The organism is Pseudomonas sp. EL_65y_Pfl1_R83 (assembly GCF_963970695.1).
GTDB lineage: Bacteria > Pseudomonadota > Gammaproteobacteria > Pseudomonadales > Pseudomonadaceae > Aquipseudomonas > Aquipseudomonas tritici.
Genome location: NZ_CAXAQI010000028.1, coordinates 23,270 through 45,487, shown reverse-complemented (window position 1 = coordinate 45,487; position 22,218 = coordinate 23,270). Strand labels below are relative to the sequence as shown.

23 protein-coding genes are annotated in these 22,218 nt (G+C 60.1%); 9 read left to right on the top strand and 14 right to left on the bottom strand.

Going from position 1 to position 22,218, the window contains the following annotated elements; genetic code table 11:
- A partial coding sequence (locus AACY08_RS26950; protein WP_339472170.1) for an RHS repeat-associated core domain-containing protein occupies window positions 1-734 on the top strand: 734 nt, incomplete at its 5' end.
- On the top strand, window positions 721-1,194 hold the full coding sequence (locus AACY08_RS26945) for a hypothetical protein (RefSeq protein WP_339472169.1): 474 nt from the start codon (window positions 721-723) through the stop codon (window positions 1,192-1,194). The genes AACY08_RS26950 and AACY08_RS26945, both read left to right, overlap by 14 nt.
- Window positions 1,195-1,475: 281 nt before the next feature.
- Here the strand turns inward: AACY08_RS26945 and AACY08_RS26940 are convergent, their stop codons facing one another.
- The 3 genes from AACY08_RS26940 to AACY08_RS26930 form a co-directional block, all read right to left on the bottom strand.
- Window positions 1,476-1,751 (bottom strand): HU family DNA-binding protein, encoded by a 276-nt coding sequence (locus tag AACY08_RS26940; RefSeq protein WP_094064412.1) that lies wholly within the window; start codon window positions 1,749-1,751, stop codon window positions 1,476-1,478.
- Between the two features lie 191 nt (window positions 1,752-1,942).
- Window positions 1,943-3,091, bottom strand: coding sequence for an NAD(P)/FAD-dependent oxidoreductase (locus tag AACY08_RS26935; RefSeq protein ID WP_339472168.1), 1,149 nt, complete (start codon window positions 3,089-3,091; stop codon window positions 1,943-1,945).
- A 37-nt stretch (window positions 3,092-3,128) separates the two neighbouring features.
- Window positions 3,129-3,296: a rubredoxin gene (locus AACY08_RS26930; RefSeq protein WP_003213373.1), complete on the bottom strand. Its 168-nt coding sequence runs from the start codon at window positions 3,294-3,296 to the stop codon at window positions 3,129-3,131.
- Between the two features lie 196 nt (window positions 3,297-3,492).
- On the opposite strand from AACY08_RS26930, the gene AACY08_RS26925 reads away from it, so the two are divergent.
- Together AACY08_RS26925 and ubiA are read left to right on the top strand one after the other, a co-directional pair.
- Complete coding sequence (locus AACY08_RS26925; RefSeq protein WP_339472167.1) at window positions 3,493-4,056, top strand: chorismate--pyruvate lyase family protein; 564 nt, start codon at window positions 3,493-3,495, stop codon at window positions 4,054-4,056.
- The gene (gene ubiA, locus AACY08_RS26920) at window positions 4,056-4,946 is read left to right on the top strand and encodes a 4-hydroxybenzoate octaprenyltransferase (protein ID WP_339472166.1); all 891 of its coding nucleotides are present in this window, start codon (window positions 4,056-4,058) and stop codon (window positions 4,944-4,946) included. The genes AACY08_RS26925 and ubiA overlap by 1 nt, the downstream gene beginning before the upstream one ends.
- 69 nt (window positions 4,947-5,015) lie before the next feature.
- Here the strand turns inward: ubiA and AACY08_RS26915 are convergent, their stop codons facing one another.
- Window positions 5,016-5,393: a COG4315 family predicted lipoprotein gene (locus AACY08_RS26915; protein ID WP_339418678.1), complete on the bottom strand. Its 378-nt coding sequence runs from the start codon at window positions 5,391-5,393 to the stop codon at window positions 5,016-5,018.
- A 155-nt stretch (window positions 5,394-5,548) separates the two neighbouring features.
- Between AACY08_RS26915 and phoB the strand changes: the two genes are divergently transcribed.
- The 3 genes from phoB to AACY08_RS26900 all read left to right on the top strand — a co-directional run bounded on the left by phoB (window position 5,549) and on the right by AACY08_RS26900 (window position 9,173).
- Window positions 5,549-6,238 (top strand): phosphate regulon transcriptional regulator PhoB, encoded by a 690-nt coding sequence (phoB, locus tag AACY08_RS26910; protein ID WP_010207570.1) that lies wholly within the window; start codon window positions 5,549-5,551, stop codon window positions 6,236-6,238.
- Window positions 6,239-6,370: 132 nt separating this feature from the next.
- On the top strand, window positions 6,371-7,657 hold the full coding sequence (gene phoR / locus AACY08_RS26905) for a phosphate regulon sensor histidine kinase PhoR (protein ID WP_339472172.1): 1,287 nt from the start codon (window positions 6,371-6,373) through the stop codon (window positions 7,655-7,657).
- 175 nt (window positions 7,658-7,832) lie between these two features.
- Window positions 7,833-9,173 (top strand): hemolysin family protein, encoded by a 1,341-nt coding sequence (locus AACY08_RS26900; RefSeq protein WP_065875510.1) that lies wholly within the window; start codon window positions 7,833-7,835, stop codon window positions 9,171-9,173.
- Between the two features lie 4 nt (window positions 9,174-9,177).
- Here AACY08_RS26900 and AACY08_RS26895 read toward each other — a convergent pair whose 3' ends face one another.
- The 8 genes from AACY08_RS26895 to AACY08_RS26860 form a co-directional block, all read right to left on the bottom strand.
- Entirely contained in the window at window positions 9,178-9,849 is a 672-nt protein-coding gene (locus AACY08_RS26895) for a M23 family metallopeptidase (protein WP_339472165.1), read from the bottom strand.
- Between the two features lie 99 nt (window positions 9,850-9,948).
- Entirely contained in the window at window positions 9,949-10,857 is a 909-nt protein-coding gene (locus tag AACY08_RS26890) for a response regulator (protein WP_339472164.1), read from the bottom strand.
- Window positions 10,858-11,025: 168 nt separating this feature from the next.
- Window positions 11,026-11,787, bottom strand: coding sequence for a phosphate signaling complex protein PhoU (gene phoU / locus AACY08_RS26885; protein WP_049710891.1), 762 nt, complete (start codon window positions 11,785-11,787; stop codon window positions 11,026-11,028).
- Window positions 11,788-11,898: 111 nt separating this feature from the next.
- Window positions 11,899-12,732 (bottom strand): phosphate ABC transporter ATP-binding protein PstB, encoded by an 834-nt coding sequence (pstB, locus tag AACY08_RS26880; RefSeq protein ID WP_049710890.1) that lies wholly within the window; start codon window positions 12,730-12,732, stop codon window positions 11,899-11,901.
- Window positions 12,733-12,825: 93 nt separating this feature from the next.
- Window positions 12,826-14,496, bottom strand: a complete 1,671-nt coding sequence (pstA, locus tag AACY08_RS26875) for a phosphate ABC transporter permease PstA (RefSeq protein WP_339418670.1) — start codon at window positions 14,494-14,496, stop codon at window positions 12,826-12,828.
- Between the two features lie 15 nt (window positions 14,497-14,511).
- On the bottom strand, window positions 14,512-16,545 hold the full coding sequence (locus AACY08_RS26870) for an ABC transporter permease subunit (RefSeq protein WP_339472171.1): 2,034 nt from the start codon (window positions 16,543-16,545) through the stop codon (window positions 14,512-14,514).
- A 384-nt stretch (window positions 16,546-16,929) separates the two neighbouring features.
- Window positions 16,930-17,916: a phosphate ABC transporter substrate-binding protein PstS gene (locus AACY08_RS26865; protein WP_339418668.1), complete on the bottom strand. Its 987-nt coding sequence runs from the start codon at window positions 17,914-17,916 to the stop codon at window positions 16,930-16,932.
- Between the two features lie 178 nt (window positions 17,917-18,094).
- The gene (locus AACY08_RS26860) at window positions 18,095-19,384 is read right to left on the bottom strand and encodes an MFS transporter (protein WP_339418666.1); all 1,290 of its coding nucleotides are present in this window, start codon (window positions 19,382-19,384) and stop codon (window positions 18,095-18,097) included.
- A gap of 402 nt (window positions 19,385-19,786) precedes the next feature.
- Between AACY08_RS26860 and AACY08_RS26855 the strand changes: the two genes are divergently transcribed.
- Both AACY08_RS26855 and AACY08_RS26850 read left to right on the top strand, forming a co-directional pair.
- Window positions 19,787-20,191 (top strand): acyl-CoA thioesterase, encoded by a 405-nt coding sequence (locus tag AACY08_RS26855; RefSeq protein ID WP_003176975.1) that lies wholly within the window; start codon window positions 19,787-19,789, stop codon window positions 20,189-20,191.
- 57 nt (window positions 20,192-20,248) lie between these two features.
- The gene (locus AACY08_RS26850) at window positions 20,249-21,148 is read left to right on the top strand and encodes a D-hexose-6-phosphate mutarotase (protein WP_339472163.1); all 900 of its coding nucleotides are present in this window, start codon (window positions 20,249-20,251) and stop codon (window positions 21,146-21,148) included.
- Between the two features lie 114 nt (window positions 21,149-21,262).
- Here the strand turns inward: AACY08_RS26850 and AACY08_RS26845 are convergent, their stop codons facing one another.
- Both AACY08_RS26845 and AACY08_RS26840 read right to left on the bottom strand, forming a co-directional pair.
- Window positions 21,263-21,799, bottom strand: coding sequence for a DUF3299 domain-containing protein (locus AACY08_RS26845; protein WP_339472162.1), 537 nt, complete (start codon window positions 21,797-21,799; stop codon window positions 21,263-21,265).
- Window positions 21,800-21,875: 76 nt separating this feature from the next.
- A complete protein-coding gene (locus AACY08_RS26840; RefSeq protein WP_003231726.1) occupies window positions 21,876-22,121 on the bottom strand; it encodes a GlsB/YeaQ/YmgE family stress response membrane protein in 246 nt (81 codons plus the stop codon).
- Window positions 22,122-22,218 lie beyond the last annotated feature (97 nt).

Here is a 22,218-nt window from a genome sequence, read left to right as displayed (position 1 = left end):
ATAAACACAGCCAGACCAGCCTCTATGTTTACGATGATGACGGCTACGAACCCCTTGCCCGCGTCGACGGCGTTGGTCCGTTGCAGAAGATTCGCTACTACCACAACGACCTGAACGGGTTGCCCGAACAACTGACCGAGGCCGATGGGCACAGCGTCTGGCAGGCGACTTATCGGGTGTGGGGCAACACGCTGGAGGAAGTGCGCGAGCCTTATTATATCGAGGAGCAAAACCTGCGGTTCCAAGGGCAGTACCTGGACCGGGAGACTGGGCTGCACTACAACACGCTCAGATTCTACGACGCTGAGATAGGACGGTTCACGACTCCGGATCCAATCGGGTTGGAAGGTGGGCTCAACTTCTATCAGTACGCGCCTAACCCATTCACGTGGATTGACCCTTGGGGTCTTAAGACCTGCTATCACAAGAGAACGAAGAGTGAGATCAAAAAGATACGCGCCAGCTTTGGAAAGAAAGGCGGAGCTAAAGAGAAATATCTGAAAAAAATGGCCAAAGATCCCAAGTCCATTCAAAAATATGGTCAGTCCGGGGTAGATAGAATGAAAAAAGGCCAAGTCCCTGAGGGCTTTGATGTACACCATAAAAAACCAATATTCAGAGGCGGTAATAACCGTCAAAGTAACCTGATTCTGATGGACAAGGCGCACCACAAAGCTAATAGCAAGGCTCTACACTGGTATCCAGAAGGGGAGAATCCATATGGACTCAATTAATGCGCGTTGCCAGGTTTGCAAAACGATTTTTGAGCTAGACGCGCAACAGCAGAAGTTCGTCGCTTCACTCATTGCAAAGGGTCAGCGCTTCATCATGGTCGAGTGCCCATCCTGTGGCTCATCTACCCAATACATCAAAGCTGAGGAGGCTGTCGAAGACTCCCGCCAAGTTGCAAACTATCGGTGTCCGATCACTCAATGCACTGGCTGGGTGGATTTGATAGATGAAAAAACCCGCCCGTTCTGGGGCTGTGGTGAGTGCGGTAGTCTTTGGTATGAGGAGAAAAATCTGCAGAAGGAAATTACTAGCATTGTTGCCTTGCATCCTTATAGAGCCCACAGCTACGAGCAACTGAACGGGAAATGGGTCCCCGCTGTTCTAAGTTCAGAACCTGAAAATTACGAGGCCCTCGTAGAGCAAGAGCCTGCCGACGATCATGATGCGTTGGTAAGGGGGTAAAAAGGCCAGCGCGAAACCTTCACCTACGACGTTGAAAGCCGTCTGATTGAAGTACGCAATGAACATGGCAGTCTGGCCAGGATGATCTACGACCCGTTGTGTCGGCGTATCTAAAAAAACCGAGCAGGGCAGCAATGGTGTGCGGAAAACGAATGGACCGGCTGAAATTTTGAAACCGAGCCAGGGTCGTCCAAGTAGGCAACCCACAAAAAATGGGCACCCGACCCAGTCGGCGTGCCCATTTTTCCTACCTCCCCGCCCCCTTCGAGACGGTAACGCCATTACGCGTTAACAGTGTCTTTCAGCGATTTGCCCGGCTTGAACGCAACGGTGTTGCTCGCCTTGATTTTCACCGGCTCACCGGTTTGCGGGTTTTTGCCGGTGCGGGCGCCGCGATGGCGTTGCAGGAAGGTGCCGAAGCCCACCAGGGTGACGCTGTCCTTGCGGTGCAGGGCGCCGGTGATTTCTTCGAGAATGGCGTTGAGTACGCGGTTGGCCTGTTCTTTGGTGAGATCCGCTTTTTCAGCGATGGCGGCTGCGAGTTCTGGTTTACGCATAAGTGAAGCCTCTTTGACGGTTTTTTGTTGTTATGTCCGTGCTGCTCATCGTTGGAGCAACGCCCAAAGCGCCGCAGGCTCTACTCTGCGGCAGACGGGAGTGAGGATGGCATGCCCTCGCACGCTCCGCCAGTCTCGCGGCGACCTTTCTAAGGTGAAAAACGTGCTTATTCCGACAGAACGACCGGTATTTACGCCAGCAAAGGCGGAAGTTCTTTGTTCAGGGCGAGTTTTTCCATCATGGCGGTGCCGGTCAATGCATACCCCAGCAGGCGACCGCTGGCGTCGCGGCACAGGGCCTTGATGTCGGCACCCTCGCCTTCAACGCTCCAAACGCCTTCGGTGCCCCGTGGTGGTGGTGAAACCACCAGCGGGCAGACCGGCGTCTTGACGGTCACTGGCATCGGGCCGTAGCTGACGGCCGTGGCATTGCCGGCCAAGGTCTGGGCCAGGGCGCGGGCGCAACTCATCAGCGGCATCACGTACAGCAGGTTCAGGCCGTCGACTTCGGCACAGTCGCCCAGGGCGTAGATGTTGGCGTGGGAGGTCTTGAGGTGGCGGTCCACCATAATCCCACGATTGGTCTGCAAGCCGGCGGCAGCGGCCAAGTCGACACGTGGGCGCAGGCCGATGGCCGAGACCACCAGGTCGCAGTGGATCACTTCACCGTCCGACAGGTGCGCCTCCACGCCGTCAGCGGTGCGCTGTAGGCGATTGAGCACCGGGCCCAGGTGGAAACGTGCGCCAAGGCCTTCCAGCCCGGCTTGCACCGCCGCGGCCGCTGCCGGGTGCAGCAGGGTCGGCATGACGTGTTCGCACGGCGCCACCAGGTCGATTTCATAACCGCCAAGGATCAGGTCATTGGCGAATTCGCAGCCGATCAGGCCTGCGCCGAGCAGCAAAACGCGGCGTTTGCCGGCAGCGGCGGCACGGAAGCGTGCGTAGTCTTCGAGGTCGTTGATCGGGAAAATCAGTTCAGCCGCATCGCCTTCAACCGGTACGCGCACGGTTTCTGCGCCCCAGGCCAGGATCAGGTCGCGGTAGGGCACTGCTTCCTCGCCGATCCACAGACGCTTGTGGCCGGGGTCGATGCCGCTGACACGGGTGTGGGTGCGCACTTCGGCCTTGAGTTGCTCGGCCATGGCGCCCGGTTCGGCCATGCTCAGGCCATCGGCTTCCTTGTTCTTGCCAAAGCCGGTGGAGAGCATGGGCTTGGAGTAGGAGCGACCGTCATCCGCGGTGATCAGCAGCAATGGGGTCTCGCTGTCGAGCTTGCGAAACTCCCGGGCCACGTTGTAACCGGCCAATCCTGTGCCGATGATCACGACAGGTGCGTTCATTCCTTTCTCCTTGTAGTACGGTTCTTAAATTTGCAGATCAGCCGATTTCGATCATTTCGAAATCCATTTTGCCCACGCCGCAGTCCGGGCACAGCCAGTCTTCCGGGACGTCCTGCCACAGGGTGCCCGGAGCGATTCCGTCATCCGGCCAGCCGTCTTTCTCGTCATAGATCAGGCCGCAGACTACACATTGCCACTTCTTCATTACTTGCTTCCTCAGGGTCCAGGCAGTTTGGCCGACGGTCGATGGATCCAGCGTTGCCGTACAGCTCAGGGCGTTTTGTACTGATCGGGGCCGGCAGATGCAAGCACGATCGACGCAAGGCACCGGTTCAGCGCGGCAAAAGTCCAAGGTGCCATGGTAAGCTCGCCGCCTCTTTTGCTGCCAATACTGACTCACCGTGCCGCACTCAATCGACCTTCCCGATGCTTGCCAATGGCTGACCCAGAGCCTTTTGATCCCTGCGCCCGCGCCCTTGACCCTCAACTGGCTGTTCAACGAAGACTCGCTCACCCGGCGGCTGACGTGGCTGTCGGACGACGGCTTCAGCGTGACGCCACTGTTCGAAGGCTGGCAGCCACTGCGCGATGATGAATGTGCTGCCCTGGCGCTGGCGCCGGCCAGTATCGGCTGGGTGCGTGAAGTGTATTTGCGTGGGAAGGGCCAGCCGTGGGTGTTCGCGCGCAGTGTGGCGGCGCGCAGTGCCTTGCAGGGCGACGGCTTGCACATGGATGAGTTGGGCAGCCGTTCACTGGGTGAATTGCTGTTTTGCGACCAGGCCTTCACCCGCCAGGCAATCGAGGTGTGCCATTACCCGCGGCAATGGTTGCCCACGGCGAACCAGGCTGACGGGCTGTGGGCACGCCGCTCACGCTTTGATCGCGGTGCGCTGAGCGTGCTGGTGGCGGAAATCTTTTTGCCGAGCTTTTGGCACGCGCTGCATGCCCATCCGGAGAACTGCTGATGTATCAACGCCTGCTCAAATCCCTGAACCGCCTGAACCCGAGGGCCTGGGATTTCATTCAGTTGACCCGGATGGACAAACCCATCGGCATCTACCTGCTGCTGTGGCCGACGCTGTGGGCGCTGTGGATTGCCGGCAAGGGTTCGCCGTCCTTTATCAACATCGTGATTTTCGTGTTGGGCGTGGTGCTGACCCGGGCCGGCGGCTGCGTGATCAATGATTGGGCCGACCGCAAGGTCGACGGCCATGTGAAGCGCACCGAGCAGCGCCCGCTGGTGAGCGGCAAGATCAGTTCCAAGGAAGCGCTGGTGTTTTTTGCGGTGCTGATGGGCATCAGTTTTCTGCTGGTGCTGTTGACCAACGCCACCACCATCCTGCTGTCCCTCGGTGGTTTGGCATTGGCGGCGAGCTACCCGTTCATGAAGCGTTACACCTATTACCCTCAAGTGGTGCTGGGCGCGGCGTTTTCGTGGGGCATGCCGATGGCGTTTACCGCCGAGACCGGCAGCTTGCCCGCCGCTGCCTGGCTGATGTACATCGCCAACCTGCTCTGGACGGTGGGCTATGACACTTATTACGCGATGACAGACCGTGACGACGACTTGAAGATCGGCGTGAAATCCACCGCCATTCTGTTCGGTGATGCCGATCGCGTGATTATCCTTACCCTACAGGGCCTGGCGTTGGTGTGCCTGTTGCTGGCCGGTACACGGTTTGAGTTGGGCGGCTGGTTCCACCTGGGGTTGCTGGCGGCGGCTGGATGTTTTGCCTGGGAGTTCTGGTACACCCGCGACAAGGATCGGATGAAGTGCTTCGAGGCGTTTTTGCACAACCACTGGGCGGGGTTGGCGATTTTTGTCGGAATTGTGGCGGACTACGCGTTTCGCTGAGGCCGTTTTTCGTGGTGATGGAGCTGACGCCTTCGACGTGCTCGCGAAGGCGTCAGCAGCACCGCGTGGTCAGGGCTTGATCACATGCCACGCCCCACCCTTGCCATCACCGGTCTTGTCACCGGCCTTTTTATCATCCTTGTAGGTGTAGACCGGCTTGCCGTCATAAGCCCACTGGCTGGTCTGGTCGTCGCGGGTGATCACGGTCCATTTGCCCATGGAGGTATCGGTGGACTCAGCCTTCAGCGGCGGCCAGTTGGTCGCGCACTGGTCCTTGCACACTGACTTGCCGTCGGCATCCTTGTCGAAGGTGTAGAGGGTCATGCCCTTGTGGTCGACCAGCATCCCATCTTTAGTCATCGCCGGCTCCGCCGCGAACGCCAGGGTCGGCAGCGTCAACGCGGCCGTTACCAGCAGGGCTTTCCAGGACATCGTGCTGTAAGTCATTGGAACCTTCCTATTTTGGTTGTCAGGATTCGGACCCACAGCGTAGTCCAGAGAGGCGAGAATTGCCCGAGCGACTAAATTACTGTCACACGACTGCAATAATTCCGTTATCTAATGCGGCGCAAGACAGTTAAATGACAAGAGGATTTTTGAGCATGGTTGGCAGGAGCATTCTGATTGTTGACGACGAAGCGCCCATCCGCGAGATGATCGCCGTTGCGTTGGAAATGGCCGGCTATGACTGCCTGGAGGCGGAGAACTCCCAGCAGGCCCATGCCATTATCGTCGACCGCAAGCCGGACTTGATCCTGTTGGACTGGATGCTGCCAGGCACCTCCGGCATCGAGTTGGCCCGCCGTCTCAAGCGTGACGAGCTGACCGGGGACATCCCGATCATCATGCTCACCGCCAAGGGCGAAGAGGACAACAAGATCCAGGGCCTGGAAGTCGGCGCGGATGACTACATCACCAAGCCGTTTTCCCCACGCGAACTGGTCGCTCGTCTGAAAGCCGTATTGCGCCGCGCCGGCCCAACCGATGGCGAAGCGCCGATTGAAGTCGGCGGCCTGTTGCTGGACCCGATCAGCCACCGCGTGACCATCGACGGTACGCCGGCCGAGATGGGCCCTACCGAATATCGCCTGCTGCAGTTTTTCATGACCCACCAGGAGCGCGCCTACACCCGTGGCCAGTTGCTCGACCAAGTGTGGGGCGGCAACGTGTATGTGGAGGAGCGCACCGTGGATGTGCATATCCGCCGCCTGCGCAAAGCCTTGGGCGAGGCCTACGAGAATCTGGTACAAACCGTGCGCGGCACTGGCTATCGGTTTTCAACCAAAGGTTGAGCTACAAGCAATTAGCCACAAGCCGCAAGTTCAAAGCGGACTGCTGTAGCTGGGAGCTTGCAGCTTGAAACTTGAAACTGCTCCGAAGGACGCACCTTGAACCAAAACTGGCATGGCACCCTGATCCGCCACATGCTTTTGCTGATCACCGGCTGCTTGTTGGTGGGCCTGGTCAGTGGTTATTACGGCTGGAGCCTGGCCGTCGGCATTGCCTTGTACCTGGGCTGGACCCTCAAGCAATTGCTGCGCCTGCACGAATGGCTGCGCCAGCACAAACCCGACGAAGCACCACCCGATGGCTACGGTCTATGGGGCGAGGTGTTCGACAGCATCTACCACCTGCAACGCCGCGACCAACGGGTGCGCGGGCGCCTGCAGGCGGTGATCGACCGGGTGCAGGAATCCACCGCCGCGCTCAAAGACGCTGTGATCATGCTCGACAGCGACGGCAACCTGGAATGGTGGAACCGCGCGGCCGAAACCCTGCTGGGCCTCAAGACGCCCCAGGACAGCGGCCAGCCGGTAACCAATCTGGTGCGCCACCCGCGCTTCAAGGAGTACTTCGAACAGGAGAACTACGAAGAAGCCCTGGAAATCCCCTCGCCCACCAATGACCGCGTGCGCATCCAGCTGTACCTGACGCGCTACGGCAACAACGAACACCTGATGCTGGTACGCGACGTGACCCGCATTCATCAGTTGGAACAGATGCGCAAAGACTTCGTCGCCAACGTCTCCCACGAGCTGCGCACGCCTCTGACCGTGATCTGCGGTTACCTGGAGACGCTGCTGGACAACGTCGACGAGATCAACCCGCGCTGGAGCCGGGCCCTGCAGCAGATGCAGCAGCAAGGTTCGCGCATGCAGACGCTGCTCAACGACCTGCTCTTGCTGGCTAAGCTTGAGGCAACTGACTACCCGTCGGATAACCATCCGGCGGCGGTGCAGAGCCTGTTGCAGACCATCAAGAACGACGCCCAGGCCCTCTCGGGTCAACGCGGGCAGCAGATCACCCTGGAAGCCGACCCGACCGTGCTGCTCAAAGGCAGCGAAGGCGAGTTGCGCAGTGCGTTTTCCAACCTGGTGTTCAACGCCGTGAAGTACACCCCGGACAAAGGCAATATCCGCATCCGCTGGTGGGCCGACGAACAGGGTGCACATTTGAGCGTGCAGGACTCCGGCATCGGCATCGACGCCAAGCACCTGCCGCGCCTGACTGAGCGTTTCTACCGCGTCGACTCCAGCCGCAACTCCAACACCGGCGGCACCGGGCTCGGCCTGGCGATCGTCAAGCATGTGCTCTTGCGTCACCGCGCCCGCCTGGAAATCAGCAGCGTGCTGGGGCATGGCAGTACGTTTACCTGCCATTTTCCGCCGGCGCAGATGACGCGTTCGCGGGTGGTTGGCATAGACGAGTAACTCGAAAACGACGCTCCCACAGGGACATGAGTTGTTTTGGAGAATGTATTCCTTGCCCCGCCCGGCAGTGAGCACTAGGCAAGCGCCCCGTCAGCCGCTACATTGGCCGACTTGGGCCTGCCCTTCAGGCTCACCTGCCACCCCTTATTGAACACGGAACCTGCAAAACCCCATCATGGACCCTTCCCCTGGTATCACCCTCGCTACGCTCTTCGCCGACTTCGGCATGATTCTTTTTGCACTGGTCCTGGTACTGCTCAACGGTTTCTTCGTTGCGGCGGAATTTGCCATGGTCAAACTGCGCTCGACTCGGGTCGAGGCCATCGCCCACACCAACGGCTGGCGCGGGCAGATCCTACGCACCGTGCACAGCCAGCTCGACGCCTACTTGTCGGCCTGCCAGCTGGGTATCACCCTGGCCTCCCTGGGCCTGGGCTGGGTCGGTGAGCCGGCCTTCGCACACATCCTCGAGCCGCTCCTGGGCGCGATGGGCGTCGAGTCCCCGGAAGTCATCAAAGGCGTGTCGTTCTTTGCCGCCTTCTTCGTGATTTCCTACCTGCACATCGTGGTCGGCGAACTGGCGCCCAAGTCTTGGGCCATTCGCAAGCCCGAGCTGCTATCACTGTGGACGGCGGTGCCGCTGTACCTGTTCTACTGGGCCATGTACCCGGCGATTTACCTGCTCAACGCCAGCGCCAACGCCATCCTGCGCATCGCCGGCCAAGGCGAGCCTGGCCCGCACCACGAACACCACTACAGCCGCGAAGAACTCAAACTGATCCTGCACTCCAGCCGCGGCCAAGACCCAAGCGACCAAGGCATGCGCGTGCTGGCCTCGGCGGTGGAGATGGGCGAGCTAGAGGTGGTGGACTGGGCCAACTCCCGGGAAGACCTGGTGACCCTGGACTTCAACGCCCCGCTCAAGGAAATCCTCGCGCTGTTCCGTCGTCACAAATTCAGCCGTTACCCGGTGTATGACGCGGTGCGCAACGAGTTCGTGGGCCTGTTGCACATCAAGGATTTGCTGCTGGAGCTGGCCGCACTGGACCACATCCCCGAATCCTTCAACCTGGCCGAGCTGACCCGCCCGCTGGAGCGTGTGTCGCGGCATATGCCGTTGTCGCAATTGCTGGAGCAGTTCCGCAAAGGCGGCGCGCACTTCGCCCTGGTGGAGGAAGCCGACGGCAACATCATCGGCTACCTCACCATGGAGGACGTGCTGGAAGTGCTGGTTGGCGATATCCAGGACGAACACCGTAAGGCCGAGCGCGGCATCCTGGCCTATCAACCGGGCAAGCTGCTGGTGCGCGGCGATACCCCGCTGTTCAAGGTGGAGCGCCTGCTGGGTGTCGACCTGGACCACATCGAAGCCGAAACCCTGGCCGGGCTGATCTACGACACCCTCAAGCGGGTGCCGGAAGAGGAAGAAGTGCTGGAGGTGGAAGGCTTGCGCATCATCATCAAGAAGATGAAAGGGCCGAAGATCGTGTTGGCCAAGGTGCTGCTGCTGGATTGAACCCTCAATTGCCCAACGCGAAGTTGGGCAATGCACCCACTGGCTGGTTGAACTCATACGGGATCGACACCAGCCCCGCCTCGCTGGCGCGCTGCACCACAAAATGCAAATGCGGCCCGCTGCTGTTGCCGGTATTACCGGACAACGCCAGCGGGCTTCCCACCGCTACACGCTGCCCTGACCTGACACTCACCGAACCGTGCTTGAGGTGCAGGTACACGCCCTCGGTGCCGTCATCGTGACGCACCCGCACGAAATTGCCTGAGGCATCACTGCCACGCCCCTCCTGCTCATTTTCGGTCTTCACCACCACACCGCTGCGCGCCGCAATGATCGGCGTGCCTTCCGGCATGGCGATGTCCATGGCGTAGCGGCTCTTGGCGTCGGTATGGCTGAAGCTGCCGTTGGGGCCCTGGCTCAGGTGGAACGGGCCGCCGCGCCAGGGCAAGGGATAGTGGTAGGCTTGTTGTGAATAACGCGATTGGGGCACCAGGGGCATCAGCGGTTTCACGCGTTCGACCCGACGCTCCTGGATCACAAATGCCTGGGCACCAGGGGTTGGCCGGTCACTGAAAAACACCTCGCCATTGGCATCGGTGGATTTGTAGAGGGTCATGGCCTGGGTCGAAGTGACGACCGCTGCCAGCCCGCAGCACAGTAGTAAGCGCATGAGCATGGCGTGAACCTGCCGGGATGACTGACCGGCAGGCTAACAACGGATCGTTACAGTCTGTAGCGGGCTTGTCGGGTCGCCGCATCGTCCGCCCACTCCAAATCACGCACCCGGCACAAAATGCTTCTGCGCCGTACCACGTGCAATCAGGCGGGAGATGTAGTCGAGTTTCTGCGCGTCCTGGTCGATAAACCGAAAGGTCAGTTGCAGCCAGTCACTGTCGGGCTTGGGTTCGAAGGCGACGATGGCATGCAGGTAGCCATTTAGGCGCGCCACTTCGGCGTTGTCGCCTTGCTCAAGGTCGAGCACGGCGCTTTCCAGTACCTGAGGCAGGACTTCGCCGCGACGGACCACCAACAGCGCTTCCTTGATGCTCAACGCCTTGATCACGCATTGCTGGGTGCCACTGGACAGGCGCAACTGACCTTGACCACGAGCGCCGGCCGGGGCTGCCGCGGCAGGCGCTTGAGCCGGCGGACTGTTGATCAGGCCTCGGCTCGGCGCAGGAGCAGCAGCCACTGGTGCCGACTTGACCGCTTCGGGTTTGCCACCGGTCAGTGCGCTCAGGGAGTCGTTGCCGAAGGCTGAGTTCATCTTGGTGGGTGCGCTAGCGACCAGGGCGTCAAGACGGCCGACCTTGTGCAGCGCCTGCTTGACCTTGCTCAGCAACTGTTCGTTGGTGAACGGCTTGCTGACGTAACCGGAAACCCCGGCCTGGATGGCCTGGACCACGTTTTCCTTGTCGCCACGGCTGGTCACCATCACGAATGGCATGGCCTTGAGGTGAGGTTGCTCACGGCACCAGGTCAACAGCTCAAGCCCGGACATCTCCGGCATTTCCCAGTCGCACAGCACCAGGTCGAAGGAGTCGCGCATCAGGATGGCCTGGGCCTTTTTACCGTTCACCGCGTCTTCAAGCTTGATCCCGGGGAAGTAGTTGCGCAGGCACTTCTTCACCAGGTCGCGGATAAACGAGGCGTCATCCACCACCAATACACTGACTTTACTCATCGACCCTTCATCCTATAAAAACTTCGGCACGCAAGACGCCTGACTGATGGCATTTTGCCAAAACTCTGCAGTCACGTTCGGACTATCTTTCATCCGAGACGTAATAAATTCATCTCCCGCAAACGAAAACGCCCGACCAAAGGCCGGGCGTTAATTTCTCGGGCAACCTTACTTATCGTCAGTTACGCCCGGAACATTAGGGATTTGATCGACTGAACCTTCAACTTCGGCCTTCATACGCTTAAGGCCCATGTGCCGTACGTCGGTACCGCGCACCAGGTAGATCACCAATTCCGAGATATTGCGCGCGTGGTCGCCGATGCGCTCCAGGGAGCGCAGTACCCAGATAATGCTCAAGACCCGCGAGATAGAGCGCGGATCTTCCATCATGTAGGTCGCCAGCTCGCGAAGCGCGGTCTTGTATTCGCGGTCAATGACCTTGTCGTACTGGGCCACCGACAGGGCCAGGTCGGCGTCGAAGCGCGCAAACGCGTCGAGTGCATCACGCACCATGTTGCGCACCTGGTCGCCGATATGACGCACTTCTACATAACCGCGCGGTGCTTCGCCTTCTTCGCACAGCTGGATGGCACGGCGGGCGATCTTGGTGGCTTCATCGCCGATGCGCTCCAGGTCGATCACCGACTTGGAGATGCTGATGATCAAACGCAAGTCGGAGGCCGCCGGCTGGCGACGGGCGAGAATGCGCAGGCATTCCTCGTCGATGTTGCGTTCCATCTGGTTGATCTGGTCATCGATCTCACGCACTTGCTGGGCCAAGCCCGAGTCGGCCTCGATCAGCGCAGTAACGGCGTCGTTGACTTGCTTCTCCACCAGCCCGCCCATCGCCAGGAGGTGGCTGCGCACTTCCTCAAGCTCGGCGTTGAACTGCGCGGAGATATGGTGGGTAAGGCCTTCTTTGCTAATCATGCGTTTGCTCCGCAAAAGCTGTAAGCCGCAAGCTACAAGCTGCAAGCTGATGTGTGTCGTTGATCAAACTGCTTTTACTTGCCGCTTGAAACGTGCGGCTTGCAGCCGGGGCTAGCCGTACCGGCCCGTAATATAGTCTTCGGTCTGCTTCTTCGCCGGATTGGTGAACAGCGTATCGGTATCGCCGAATTCCACCAGCTTACCCATGTACATGAACGCGGTGTAGTCGGAAACCCGCGCCGCCTGTTGCATGTTGTGGGTCACGATGACGATGGTGAACTTGGACTTGAGCTCGTAGATCAGCTCTTCAACCTTCAGCGTCGAAATCGGATCGAGTGCCGAGCAAGGTTCGTCGAGCAGCAGCACTTCCGGTTCCACCGCGATGGTGCGCGCGATCACCAAACGTTGCTGCTGGCCGCCGGACAAGCCGAGTGCCGACTCGTGCAGGCGGTCTTTGACCTCGTCCCACAGCGCCGCGCCCTTGAGTGCCCACTCAACCGCTTCGTCGAGAATGCGCTTCTTGTTGATGCCCTGGATGCGCAGGCCGTAGACCACGTTTTCGTAGATAGTCTTGGGGAACGGGTTGGGCTTCTGGAACACCATGCCCACGCGGCGGCGCAGTTCGGCCACGTCTTCGCCCTTGCGGTAGATGTTGGTGCCGTAGAGGTTGATGGCACCTTCCACGCGGCAACCGTCGACCAGGTCGTTCATGCGATTGAAGGTGCGCAGCAGCGTCGACTTGCCGCAGCCCGACGGGCCGATGAAGGCGGTCACACGCTGCTTGGGGATGTTCATGCTGACGTCGAACAGCGCCTGCTTTTCACCGTAGTACAGGCTCAGGCCCGGCACTTCGATGGCCACGGTTTCCTGCGCCAGGCTCAGGCTCTGCTTGTCACGACCCAGGGCAGACATGTTGATGCCGTGGGAATGGGTGTCTTGTTGCATGGTCTCACTCCGTTCGTAGCTGCACGCTTTTAGCTGCAAGCTGCAAGATTTGAGCAAAAGCGGCTTGCAGCTTGCCGCTTGTGGCGAATGGCTTTAGCTGTCCAACGCTTTGTATTTTTCGCGCAGGTGGTTACGGATCCACACCGCCGACAAGTTGAGCGTGGCGATCACCAGCACCAGCAGCAAGGCGGTGGCGTATACCAGTGGCCGTGCCGCCTCGACGTTAGGGCTCTGGAAGCCGACGTCATAGATATGGAAGCCCAGGTGCATGATCTTCTGGTCCAGGTGCAGGTACGGGTAGTTGCCGTCCAGCGGCAGCGACGGGGCCAGCTTCACTACACCTACCAGCATCAGCGGCGCCACTTCACCGGCGGCGCGGGCCACGGCGAGGATCATGCCGGTCATCATCGCCGGGCTGGCCATCGGCAGTACGATCTTCCACAGCGTTTCCGCCTTGGTCGCGCCCAGTGCCAAGGAACCTTCACGTACGGTGCGAGGAATCCGCGCCAGGCCTTCTTCAGTGGCCACGATCACCACCGGCACCGCCAGCAGCGCGAGGGTCAGCGAAGCCCAAAGCAGGCCCGGCGTACCGAAGGTCGGCGCCGGCAGGGCTTCGGCGAAGAACAGGCGGTCAACCGAGCCACCCAATACATACACGAAGAAGCCCAGGCCGAATACGCCGTAGACGATGGCCGGTACGCCGGCCAGGTTGTTCACGGCGATACGGATGATGCGCGTCAAGGTGTTCTGCTTGGCGTATTCACGCAGGTACACCGCCGCCAGCACGCCGAACGGCGTCACGATCATCGCCATGATCAGGGTCATCATCACGGTGCCGAAGATGGCCGGGAAGATCCCGCCTTCGGTGTTGGCTTCCCGTGGGTCATCGCTGAGGAATTCCCAGACCTTGGTGAAGTAGAAGCCGATCTTGGTAACAGTGCCCATGGCATTCGGCTGATAGGCGTGCACCACCTTACCGATACCGATTTCGACTTCCTTGCCGCTGCCGTCACGGGCGGTCAGCGAGTCGCGGTTGAACTGGGCATGCAGGTCGGCCAAGCGTGCCTCGATGTCCTGGTAACGGGCGTTCAGTTCCGCGCGGTCAGCGTCCATGTCGGCTTGGGCGGCGGCGTCGAGCTTGCCTTCCAGCTCGAGTTTGCGACCGTGCAGGCGGATGCGTTCAAGGCCGGCGTTGATCGCGCCTATGTCGGACTTCTCCAGGGTCTTGAGCTGGGCAGCCAGCTTGTTGACGCGGTCGACACGGGCCTGCAGCTCTGGCCACGCAGCTTCGCCTTCGGCGATGACCTTGCCATCCTGTTTGACGTTGACCAGCGTGCCGTAGAAGTTGCCCCACTCACGCCGCTCAATGGTCATCAGGTTCGCAGGCGTGGTCTGGTCCTTGAGCCACTCGCCGACGATCCAGGTGAAGTCGTTGCCGTTCAGGTCGCGGTTGCCGACCTTGATCAGCTCGCGGGTCATGAATTCCGGGCCTTGGTTCGGCACGGGCAGGCCAGCGCTTTTCAGGCGCTCACGCGGTACTTCTTCTTTCTGCACCACTTCGCCGATGACGATGTGATTGGCCTGGCCCGGTACGGTGTAGTTGGCCTGGATCAGGTCGGCTGGCCAGAAGTGGCCCAAACCACGCACCGCAATCACAGCCAGCAAACCAATGGTCATGATGACCGCGATGGACACCGCGCCACCGCTGATCCAGACGCCAGGGGCGCCGCTCTTGAACCATCCATTCAGGGAGTTCTGTTTCACAGACTTCTACCTTTCTTAAAGCGACGAGTATTTCTTGCGCAGACGCTGACGGATCAGCTCGGCGAGGGTGTTCATGATGAAGGTGAACAACAGCAGCACCATCGCCGAGAGGAACAGCACGCGGTAGTGACTGCCGCCGACTTCCGACTCGGGCATTTCCACCGCGACGTTGGCCGCGAGCGTGCGCAGGCCTTCGAACAGGTTCATCTCCATCACCGGGGTGTTACCGGTGGCCATCAACACGATCATGGTCTCGCCGACAGCGCGGCCCATGCCGATCATCAGCGCCGAGAAGATGCCCGGGCTGGCGGTCAGAATCACCACGCGGGTCATGGTCTGCCACGGCGTAGCGCCCAGGGCCAGGGAGCCCAGGGTCAGGCCGCGCGGCACGCTGAACACAGCGTCTTCGGCGATGGAGTAAATGTTCGGGATCACCGCGAAGCCCATGGCCAAACCGACCACCAGGGCGTTGCGCTGGTCGTAGGTGATGCCCAGGTCGTGGGAGATCCACATACGCATGTCACCGCCAAAGAACCAGGTTTCCAGGTAGGGGCTCATGTACAGCGATAGCCAACCCACAAACAGGATCACCGGGATCAGGATCGCACTTTCCCAACCATCGGGAACGCGCAGGCGGATCGACTCAGGCAGGCGGCTGAACACAAAGCCGGCGACCAGGATGCCAATTGGCAACAGCATCAGCAGGCTGAAAATGCCCGGTAGATGCCCTTCCACATACGGCGCCAGGAACAGGCCGGCGAAGAAGCCGAGGATCACCGTCGGCATGGCTTCCATCAGCTCGATCACCGGCTTCACCTTGCGGCGCAGGCTCGGGGCCATGAAGTAAGCGGTGTAGATCGCGGCGGCAACTGCGAGCGGCGCAGCCAGCAGCATGGCGTAGAACGCAGCCTTCAAGGTACCGAAGGTCAGCGGGGCCAGGCTCATCTTGGGTTCGAAGTCGGTGTTGGCGGCGGTCGATTGCCAGACGTATTTAGGCTCGTCGTAGTTTTCGTACCAGACCCTGCTCCACAACGCGCTCCAGGAGACTTCCGGGTGCGGGTTGTCCAGCATCAACGGTTGCAACTTGCCGCCGGCTTCCACAATTACGCGGTTGGCCCGTGGCGACATGCCGAACACGCCCTGGCCATCGACCACCGGGTCGACCAGCAGGGTGCGGTGCGCGGTGCTATGGAACACGCCAAACTTGCCGGACGCATCGAGGGCGGTAAAGCCTTTGCGGCGCTCTTCGGCGGAGATTTCAACGATAGGCGTGGTGCCCATCTGGAAGGTGCGGATCTGCTTGAGGTGCTGCTCGCCATCCGGGTCACGGGCCATGAACCACTGGGCCAGGCCGCCCTTGGAGTTACCGATGATCAGCGAGATACCACCCACCAACTGAGTGCTGGCGGTGACTTCAGCGTTGCCGTCTTCCAGCAGCTTGTAGCGACCGTTGAGGCTGTTGTCGCGCAGGCTGAATACATCGGCGAGGGCACGGCCGTTAATCACATAGAGCCACTGCTGGCGTGGGTCGATGAAGATCGCCTTCACGGGCTCAGTCATTTGCGGCAGCTCAATACGCTTCTGCTCGCTGGTGACTTCGCCGGTCATCATGTTTTCTTCACGGCTCAGGGACAACACGTTCAAGTGCGAGCCGGCCGAACCTGCGACTACCAAGGTGGAGTCCGTGGCGTTGAGGGCGACGTGCTCCAGCGGACGGCCAGCGTTATCCAGCACGATCGGCGTTTCGCCGTAAGGGTATTCGATTGCAGGCGAAATGGTTTTCTTGCCGTCCGGGTAGGACACCTTATAGGTGTGGCGGAATACCAGGGACTGGCCATTGGACAAACCAAGGATCACCAGCGGGCTGCCGGGTTGGTCTTCACCGATGGACGCAACGCTGGCGCCGGCGGGCAGCGGCAGGTCGACACGCTTGAGTTCGGCGCCCGTCGCCACATCAAAAAACAGCGCCTGGCCCTTGTCGGAAACCCGCATGGCGACTTGGTTCTGTTCTTCGAGGGAGATCATCAGCGGCTTGCCGGCGTCCTGGATCCAGGCCGGGGTCAGTGCGTCTTCCTTGGTCAATGAGGCGCCCTGGAACAAGGGCGCGACTACATAAGCAAGAAAGAAGAAAATCAGGGTGATGGCGCCGAGGACAGCGAGGCCGCCGACCAGTACATACCAACGGGTCAGTCGGTCCTTGAGCGCGCGAATGCGGCGTTTGCGTTGCAGCTCAGGCGTATTGAAATCAATGCGCTTGGGAGGAGAAGTCGTCGTCATGGTGGAATTGGCCAGATCATTCATGCGCACACCCTAGCGATCCTGTATGACAGAAAGATGACAGTGCAGTGACGCAACAAATCCGCCGCGAAGCATAGCTGGCAGCGGATTGGAAAATTCGGACGCGGAGCCGGCAGGCCGGCCCCGCAGAGGCAATCAGTTGCCTTCTTTCAGACCCAAGTCAGCCAGTGCCTTGGCGGCAACTTTGGCTGGCAGTGGGATGTAGCCGTCTTTCACTACAACTTCCTGGCCCTGTTTGGACAGCACCAGTTTCACGAACTCAGCTTCCAGCGGCGCCAGAGGCTTGTTCGGTGCTTTGTTGACGTACACATAGAGGAAGCGCGACAGCGGGTATTTGCCGTTCAGGGCGTTTTCTTCGCTGTCTTCGATGAACTCAGTGCTGCCTTTTTTGGCCAGGGCCACTGTTTTCACGCTGGCCGTCTTGTAGCCGATGCCCGAGTAACCGATGCCGTTCAGCGAAGAGCTGATCGACTGCACGACCGAAGCCGAGCCCGGTTGTTCGTTCACGTTTGGCTTGTAGTCGCCTTTGCACAGGGCTTCTTCTTTGAAGTAGCCGTAGGTGCCGGACACCGAGTTACGACCGAACAGTTGTACTGGCTTGTTGGCCAGGTCGCCGGTCACGCCCAGGTCACCCCAGGTTTTCACTTCAGCTTTGGCACCGCACAGGCGAGTCGACGAGAAGATGGCGTCGACTTGTTCCATGGTCAGGTGCTGGATCGGGTTGTCCTTGTGCACGAATACAGCCAGGGCATCCACGGCAACCGGGATAGCGGTTGGCTTGTAGCCGTACTTCTGCTCGAAGGCGGCCAGTTCGGTGTCCTTCATCTTGCGGCTCATCGGGCCCAGGTTGGAGGTGCCTTCAGTCAGCGCAGGTGGCGCGGTAGCGGAGCCGGCAGCTTGAATCTGGATGTTGACGTTCGGGTATTCCTTCTTGTAACCCTCGGCCCACAGGGTCATCAGGTTAGCCAGGGTATCGGAACCGACGCTGGACAAGTTGCCCGACACACCAGTGGTTTTAACGTAAGCCGGGATTGCCGGATCAACACCAGCGGCCACCGCGTTGGCGGTCGCAACGCCAGCAGCGACAAAAGTCATTGCCGCCATCAAACGTTTCAGTTTCATGCCTTGCTCCTAGCAGATAGGGATAATTGGATCGGGGCCAAGTATCAGGAGGCCGTGTGAACACTCTATGTCGAGAATGTGACAGTTAGATGAAAGGCCACTATTGGCAAGGGAGGGGATAAAGCGAGGAACGGCCATCACTCCCACGCAGGCCGTGGGAGTGATGGTTATCAAACAATCAGCGGGAGCGCTTCCAGAGATACCCACCCACCACCATCCCCATCACACACAGCGCGGCAACGTAGTAGGCCGGGCCCATCGGGCTTTCTTTCATCAACAGCGACACGGCCAGCGGCGTCAGCCCGCCGAACACGGCGTAGGCCACGTTGTAGGAGAACGACAACCCGCTGAAGCGCACCACGGGCGGGAAGGCCTTGACCATCACGTATGGCACTACGCCGATGGTGCCTACGAACAGGCCGGTCAAGGCGTACAGCGGGAACAGCCAGTCCGGGTGGGCCATCAGGCTGTGATACAGCGTCCAGGAAGTCGCCAGTAACAGCGCACAACCGACGATCAGCACGCGGCCGGCGCCGAAACGGTCGGCCAGGGCGCCCGAGGCGATGCAGCCCAGGCTCAGGGTGACGATGGCCAGGCTGTTGGCCTGCAGCGCCACGGTCGGGCTGAAGTGGTAAACGGTTTGCAGCACAGTCGGGGTCATCAGGATGACCACCACGACGCCGGCGGACAGCAGCCAGGTCAGCAGCATCGACAGCACGATGGCGCCACGGTGGTCGCGCAACACCGCGCGCAACGGCAACTCGGCGGCCAGGGTCTTGCGTTGCTGCATCTCGGCGAAGATCGGTGTTTCATGCAGCCACCGGCGCAGGTACACCGACAGCAGGCCGAACACACCGCCGAGCAGGAACGGGATCCGCCAGGCGTAATCGGAGACCTGCTCCGGGGTATAAAGCGTGTTAATGGCGGTGGCCACCAGCGAACCCAGCAAAATGCCGGCGGTCAGGCCGCTGGTCAGGGTGCCGCAGGCGTAGCCGATATGGCGTGGCGGTACGTGCTCGGAGACAAACACCCAGGCGCCGGGTACTTCGCCACCAATGGCTGCGCCCTGGATGATGCGCATCAGCAGTAGCAGGACTGGCGCCCACAGGCCGATCTGCGCGTAAGTCGGCAGCAGGCCCATGATCAGGGTCGGCACGGCCATCATGAAGATGCTCAGGGTGAACATCTTCTTGCGACCCAGTAGGTCACCGAAGTGCGCCATGATGATGCCGCCCAACGGGCGTGCCAGGTAACCCGCGGCGAAGATGCCGAAGGTCTGCATCATGCGCAGCCATTCGGGCATGTCGAGGGGGAAGAAGAGTTTTCCGACCACAGTGGCGAAAAACACGAAAATGATGAAATCATAAAACTCCAACGCCCCGCCCAAGGCAGACAGCGACAGGGTTTTGTAGTCGTTGCGCGTCAGCGGGCGCGAAGGTTGCGCACTGCTTGCAGGCACGGAGGACATGGCAAGGCTTCTCTTATTAGTCAGAACGGCAAGCCCGAGGTGCTGGAAGGGCCGGAGCAGGTTCGGCAAGATAGCAAATCGCCCGGAAAAGCACACCAGAAGCACAGTTGTCACAAAAAGCCCCCATACAGCCGCGAATTGCCGACCAAATGAGCCCCCAGAGGTCGTCGTGGCGCCAGGGTCCCGATATACTCGGCCCTTGCAGGCGCAAGAACCGCAGTCTTGAGGGGCTGCTGTGCCAAAACGTTGTTGGGTGCCGTCCAGCCGATTTGGCAGAGTTTCCCTTTAGTACGCCTTACGAGAAATGCATCACGCGGTGTATGTTGGTGCTCAAACGTTTTTCCATAAGACGGCTATCCACTTGAAATACCCATGAAGCGTCACGGGTCAGAGGCCCTCGGCATGATCGAACTCGAACAAGAAGATCCAATCCCGCAAGGCGATCTCGCCCTGCAAATCACCGCGCTTCCACGTGAAACCAACGGTTTCGGCGATATCTTCGGCGGCTGGCTGGTCGCGCAGATGGACCTTGCCGGCACAGCCATGGCCAGCAAGGTCGCGGGCGGGCGTGTCGCCACCGTGGCGATTGATCGCATGGCGTTCCTTGTGCCGGTCGCGGTGGGCGCACAGCTTTCCTTCTATACCCAGGCCCTGGAAATCGGCCGCAGCTCGATCCAGATGATGGTCGAAGTGTGGAGCGACGACCCGCTGTCCAGCGAATGGCGCAAGGTCACCGAGGCCGTATTCGTGTTCGTCGCCATCGATGGCAGCGGCCGTACGCGCTCGGTACCGTCACGCGCGCGTTAAACCTCACACGGTTTTGACGGTCAATTGCCCCATTGCCTGCCATTGAAGAGTGTTGCTATGCCTACGCCCCACGTTGAGACCGTGAAAATCGACGAGCTGGATTGCTGGCGCATCCGCCACAACGGCGCCGAACTGATGGTGGCCCAACAGGGCGCACATATCTTCAGTTACGGACGCGACGGCGAGCAGCCGCTGATCTGGCCGAACCCTGAAGCGGTGTTCAAACAAGGCAAAGGCATTCGTACTGGTGTCCCCGTGTGTTGGCCGTGGTTTGGCGTGTTCGACCGCAACCCCCTGAGCGTCAAGGCGATGCGTCAAAGCGATCAGCCTGCCGGCGCGCACGGTTTTGCGCGCACAGCACGCTGGGAATTGGCCGCTACCAGGCTTGAAGGCGAGGCATTGCGCGTTGACCTGATGCTGCCAGTACCCGCGGGCGGCTTCCCTGGCTGGCCCCATCAAGTCGACCTGACACTCAGCCTGCTGCTCGACGACCAACTGCATATCCGCCTCACCAGCCACAACCATGGCACCGACACCGTGACCTTCAGCCAGGCGCTGCACACTTATTTCGCCGTGAGCGATGTGCGCAACGTGCAGGTCGAAGGGCTGGACGGATCGGCGTATATCGATACCGCCGACGGCTGGAGCACAAAACAGCAATCCGGGCTGCTGCACTTCACCGGCGAGACCGACCGAATCTACCTGGATACACCCGCGCAGTTGAGCATCATCGATAACGACTGGCAGCGCCGTATCCAGCTCACCAGCCAGGGTTCGAAGTCGACCGTGATCTGGAACCCCTGGACCGAGCGTGCCAAGGCCTTTGATGACATGGCTGACGATGGCTGGACAGGCATGCTGTGCATCGAAACAGCGAATGTGCTGGATGATGTGATAAGCCTGGCACCCGGTGAAAGCCACACGCTGGGCGTGAGCATCGCCGGTATCGCCCTGTAAACGCCGATCAAAATGTGGGAGCTTTGCCTGCGATGCAGACGATTCGGTGTATCAGTGACACCGAGCCGATGCTATCGCAGGCAAACCAGCTCCCACATTGATGGGTGTTGAGCCCTAGAGATCAGATTCCTTCACCACCCGTACCTTCCCAGCATCCAGGGCATAGGCGGCGTCGGCCAAGTCGTTGTTGACCTTCTCCACTTTCAACGTGCCCGTGACCCACAGCGGCGTGTAAATATCATCCAGCTTCAGCCCTTTGGGATAACGCACCAACACTAATTGGTTAGGCGGCGGTGGCGGCACATGGATACACGCGCCCGGATACGGCACCAGGAAGAACAGCGTGCTGCGGCCCTTGGCGTCGGTTTCCAACGGCACCGGGTAGCCGCCGATGCGGATGTTCTTGCCGTTCATGGCCGCCACGGTCTTGGCGGAATACATCACCGCCGGCAAGCCCTTGCTCTGCTTCAAGCCGCCTTTGTCGGTAAAGGTGCCTTGGGCTTCGGGCGAGTTGTGGTCGATCTCGGGCATGGCTTCGAGGGCTTTTTGATCCGACAGCGGCATCAGGTCGAGCCAGTCGGTTTCCGGCAGTTCGCCGGCGTGTGCCAGGCCAGAGCCCAGCAAGAGGAGAGTCAATAGAAGACGGCGCATGGAGAAGCTCGCAAGTACAAGTGCCGAGCATTCTAGCCCTCTGCGCCTGCGCAGCGCAGAGGACTTTGTCGGCTGATTACTTTCTTTTGATCAAGCCGTAGATCACCAGCAGCACGATGGCGCCGACCAAGGCACCGAGGAAGCCTGCGCCTTGACCCGCCTGGTAGATACCCAGTGCCTGACCACCGTAGGTCGCGGCCAGAGAGCCGGCGATACCTAACAGGATGGTCATGATCCAGCCCATGCTGTCGTCGCCAGGCTTGAGGAAACGCGCGAGCAGACCGACGATCAAGCCGATAAAGATGGTTCCGATGATACCCATGGCATTTCCCTCTGATTGAAAGTGAACTATGCCAAAGCCTAGTCAGGCTTGGGCATCCTGCAATCAGAGGATGGCGGTCACCGAATGGTTCCCGCCG

Excerpts from the sequence above, each read along its gene's own strand:
- AACY08_RS26850 (WP_339472163.1), top strand. The coding sequence starts at position 20,249 with ATGCCTACGCCCCACGTTGAGACCGTGAAAATCGACGAGCTGGATTGC.
- pstB (WP_049710890.1), bottom strand. The coding sequence starts at position 12,732 with ATGCAACAAGACACCCATTCCCACGGCATCAACATGTCTGCCCTGGGT.
- AACY08_RS26855 (WP_003176975.1), top strand. The coding sequence starts at position 19,787 with ATGATCGAACTCGAACAAGAAGATCCAATCCCGCAAGGCGATCTCGCC.
- phoR (WP_339472172.1), top strand. The coding sequence starts at position 6,371 with ATGCTTTTGCTGATCACCGGCTGCTTGTTGGTGGGCCTGGTCAGTGGT.
- ubiA (WP_339472166.1), top strand. The coding sequence starts at position 4,056 with ATGTATCAACGCCTGCTCAAATCCCTGAACCGCCTGAACCCGAGGGCC.
- AACY08_RS26860 (WP_339418666.1), bottom strand. The coding sequence starts at position 19,384 with ATGTCCTCCGTGCCTGCAAGCAGTGCGCAACCTTCGCGCCCGCTGACG.
- AACY08_RS26840 (WP_003231726.1), bottom strand. The coding sequence starts at position 22,121 with ATGGGTATCATCGGAACCATCTTTATCGGCTTGATCGTCGGTCTGCTC.
- AACY08_RS26895 (WP_339472165.1), bottom strand. The coding sequence starts at position 9,849 with ATGCTCATGCGCTTACTACTGTGCTGCGGGCTGGCAGCGGTCGTCACT.
- AACY08_RS26865 (WP_339418668.1), bottom strand. The coding sequence starts at position 17,916 with ATGAAACTGAAACGTTTGATGGCGGCAATGACTTTTGTCGCTGCTGGC.
- AACY08_RS26890 (WP_339472164.1), bottom strand. The coding sequence starts at position 10,857 with ATGAGTAAAGTCAGTGTATTGGTGGTGGATGACGCCTCGTTTATCCGC.
- AACY08_RS26915 (WP_339418678.1), bottom strand. The coding sequence starts at position 5,393 with ATGACTTACAGCACGATGTCCTGGAAAGCCCTGCTGGTAACGGCCGCG.
- phoB (WP_010207570.1), top strand. The coding sequence starts at position 5,549 with ATGGTTGGCAGGAGCATTCTGATTGTTGACGACGAAGCGCCCATCCGC.
- AACY08_RS26945 (WP_339472169.1), top strand. The coding sequence starts at position 721 with ATGGACTCAATTAATGCGCGTTGCCAGGTTTGCAAAACGATTTTTGAG.
- AACY08_RS26935 (WP_339472168.1), bottom strand. The coding sequence starts at position 3,091 with ATGAACGCACCTGTCGTGATCATCGGCACAGGATTGGCCGGTTACAAC.
- AACY08_RS26900 (WP_065875510.1), top strand. The coding sequence starts at position 7,833 with ATGGACCCTTCCCCTGGTATCACCCTCGCTACGCTCTTCGCCGACTTC.
- phoU (WP_049710891.1), bottom strand. The coding sequence starts at position 11,787 with ATGATTAGCAAAGAAGGCCTTACCCACCATATCTCCGCGCAGTTCAAC.
- AACY08_RS26845 (WP_339472162.1), bottom strand. The coding sequence starts at position 21,799 with ATGCGCCGTCTTCTATTGACTCTCCTCTTGCTGGGCTCTGGCCTGGCA.
- AACY08_RS26940 (WP_094064412.1), bottom strand. The coding sequence starts at position 1,751 with ATGCGTAAACCAGAACTCGCAGCCGCCATCGCTGAAAAAGCGGATCTC.
- AACY08_RS26930 (WP_003213373.1), bottom strand. The coding sequence starts at position 3,296 with ATGAAGAAGTGGCAATGTGTAGTCTGCGGCCTGATCTATGACGAGAAA.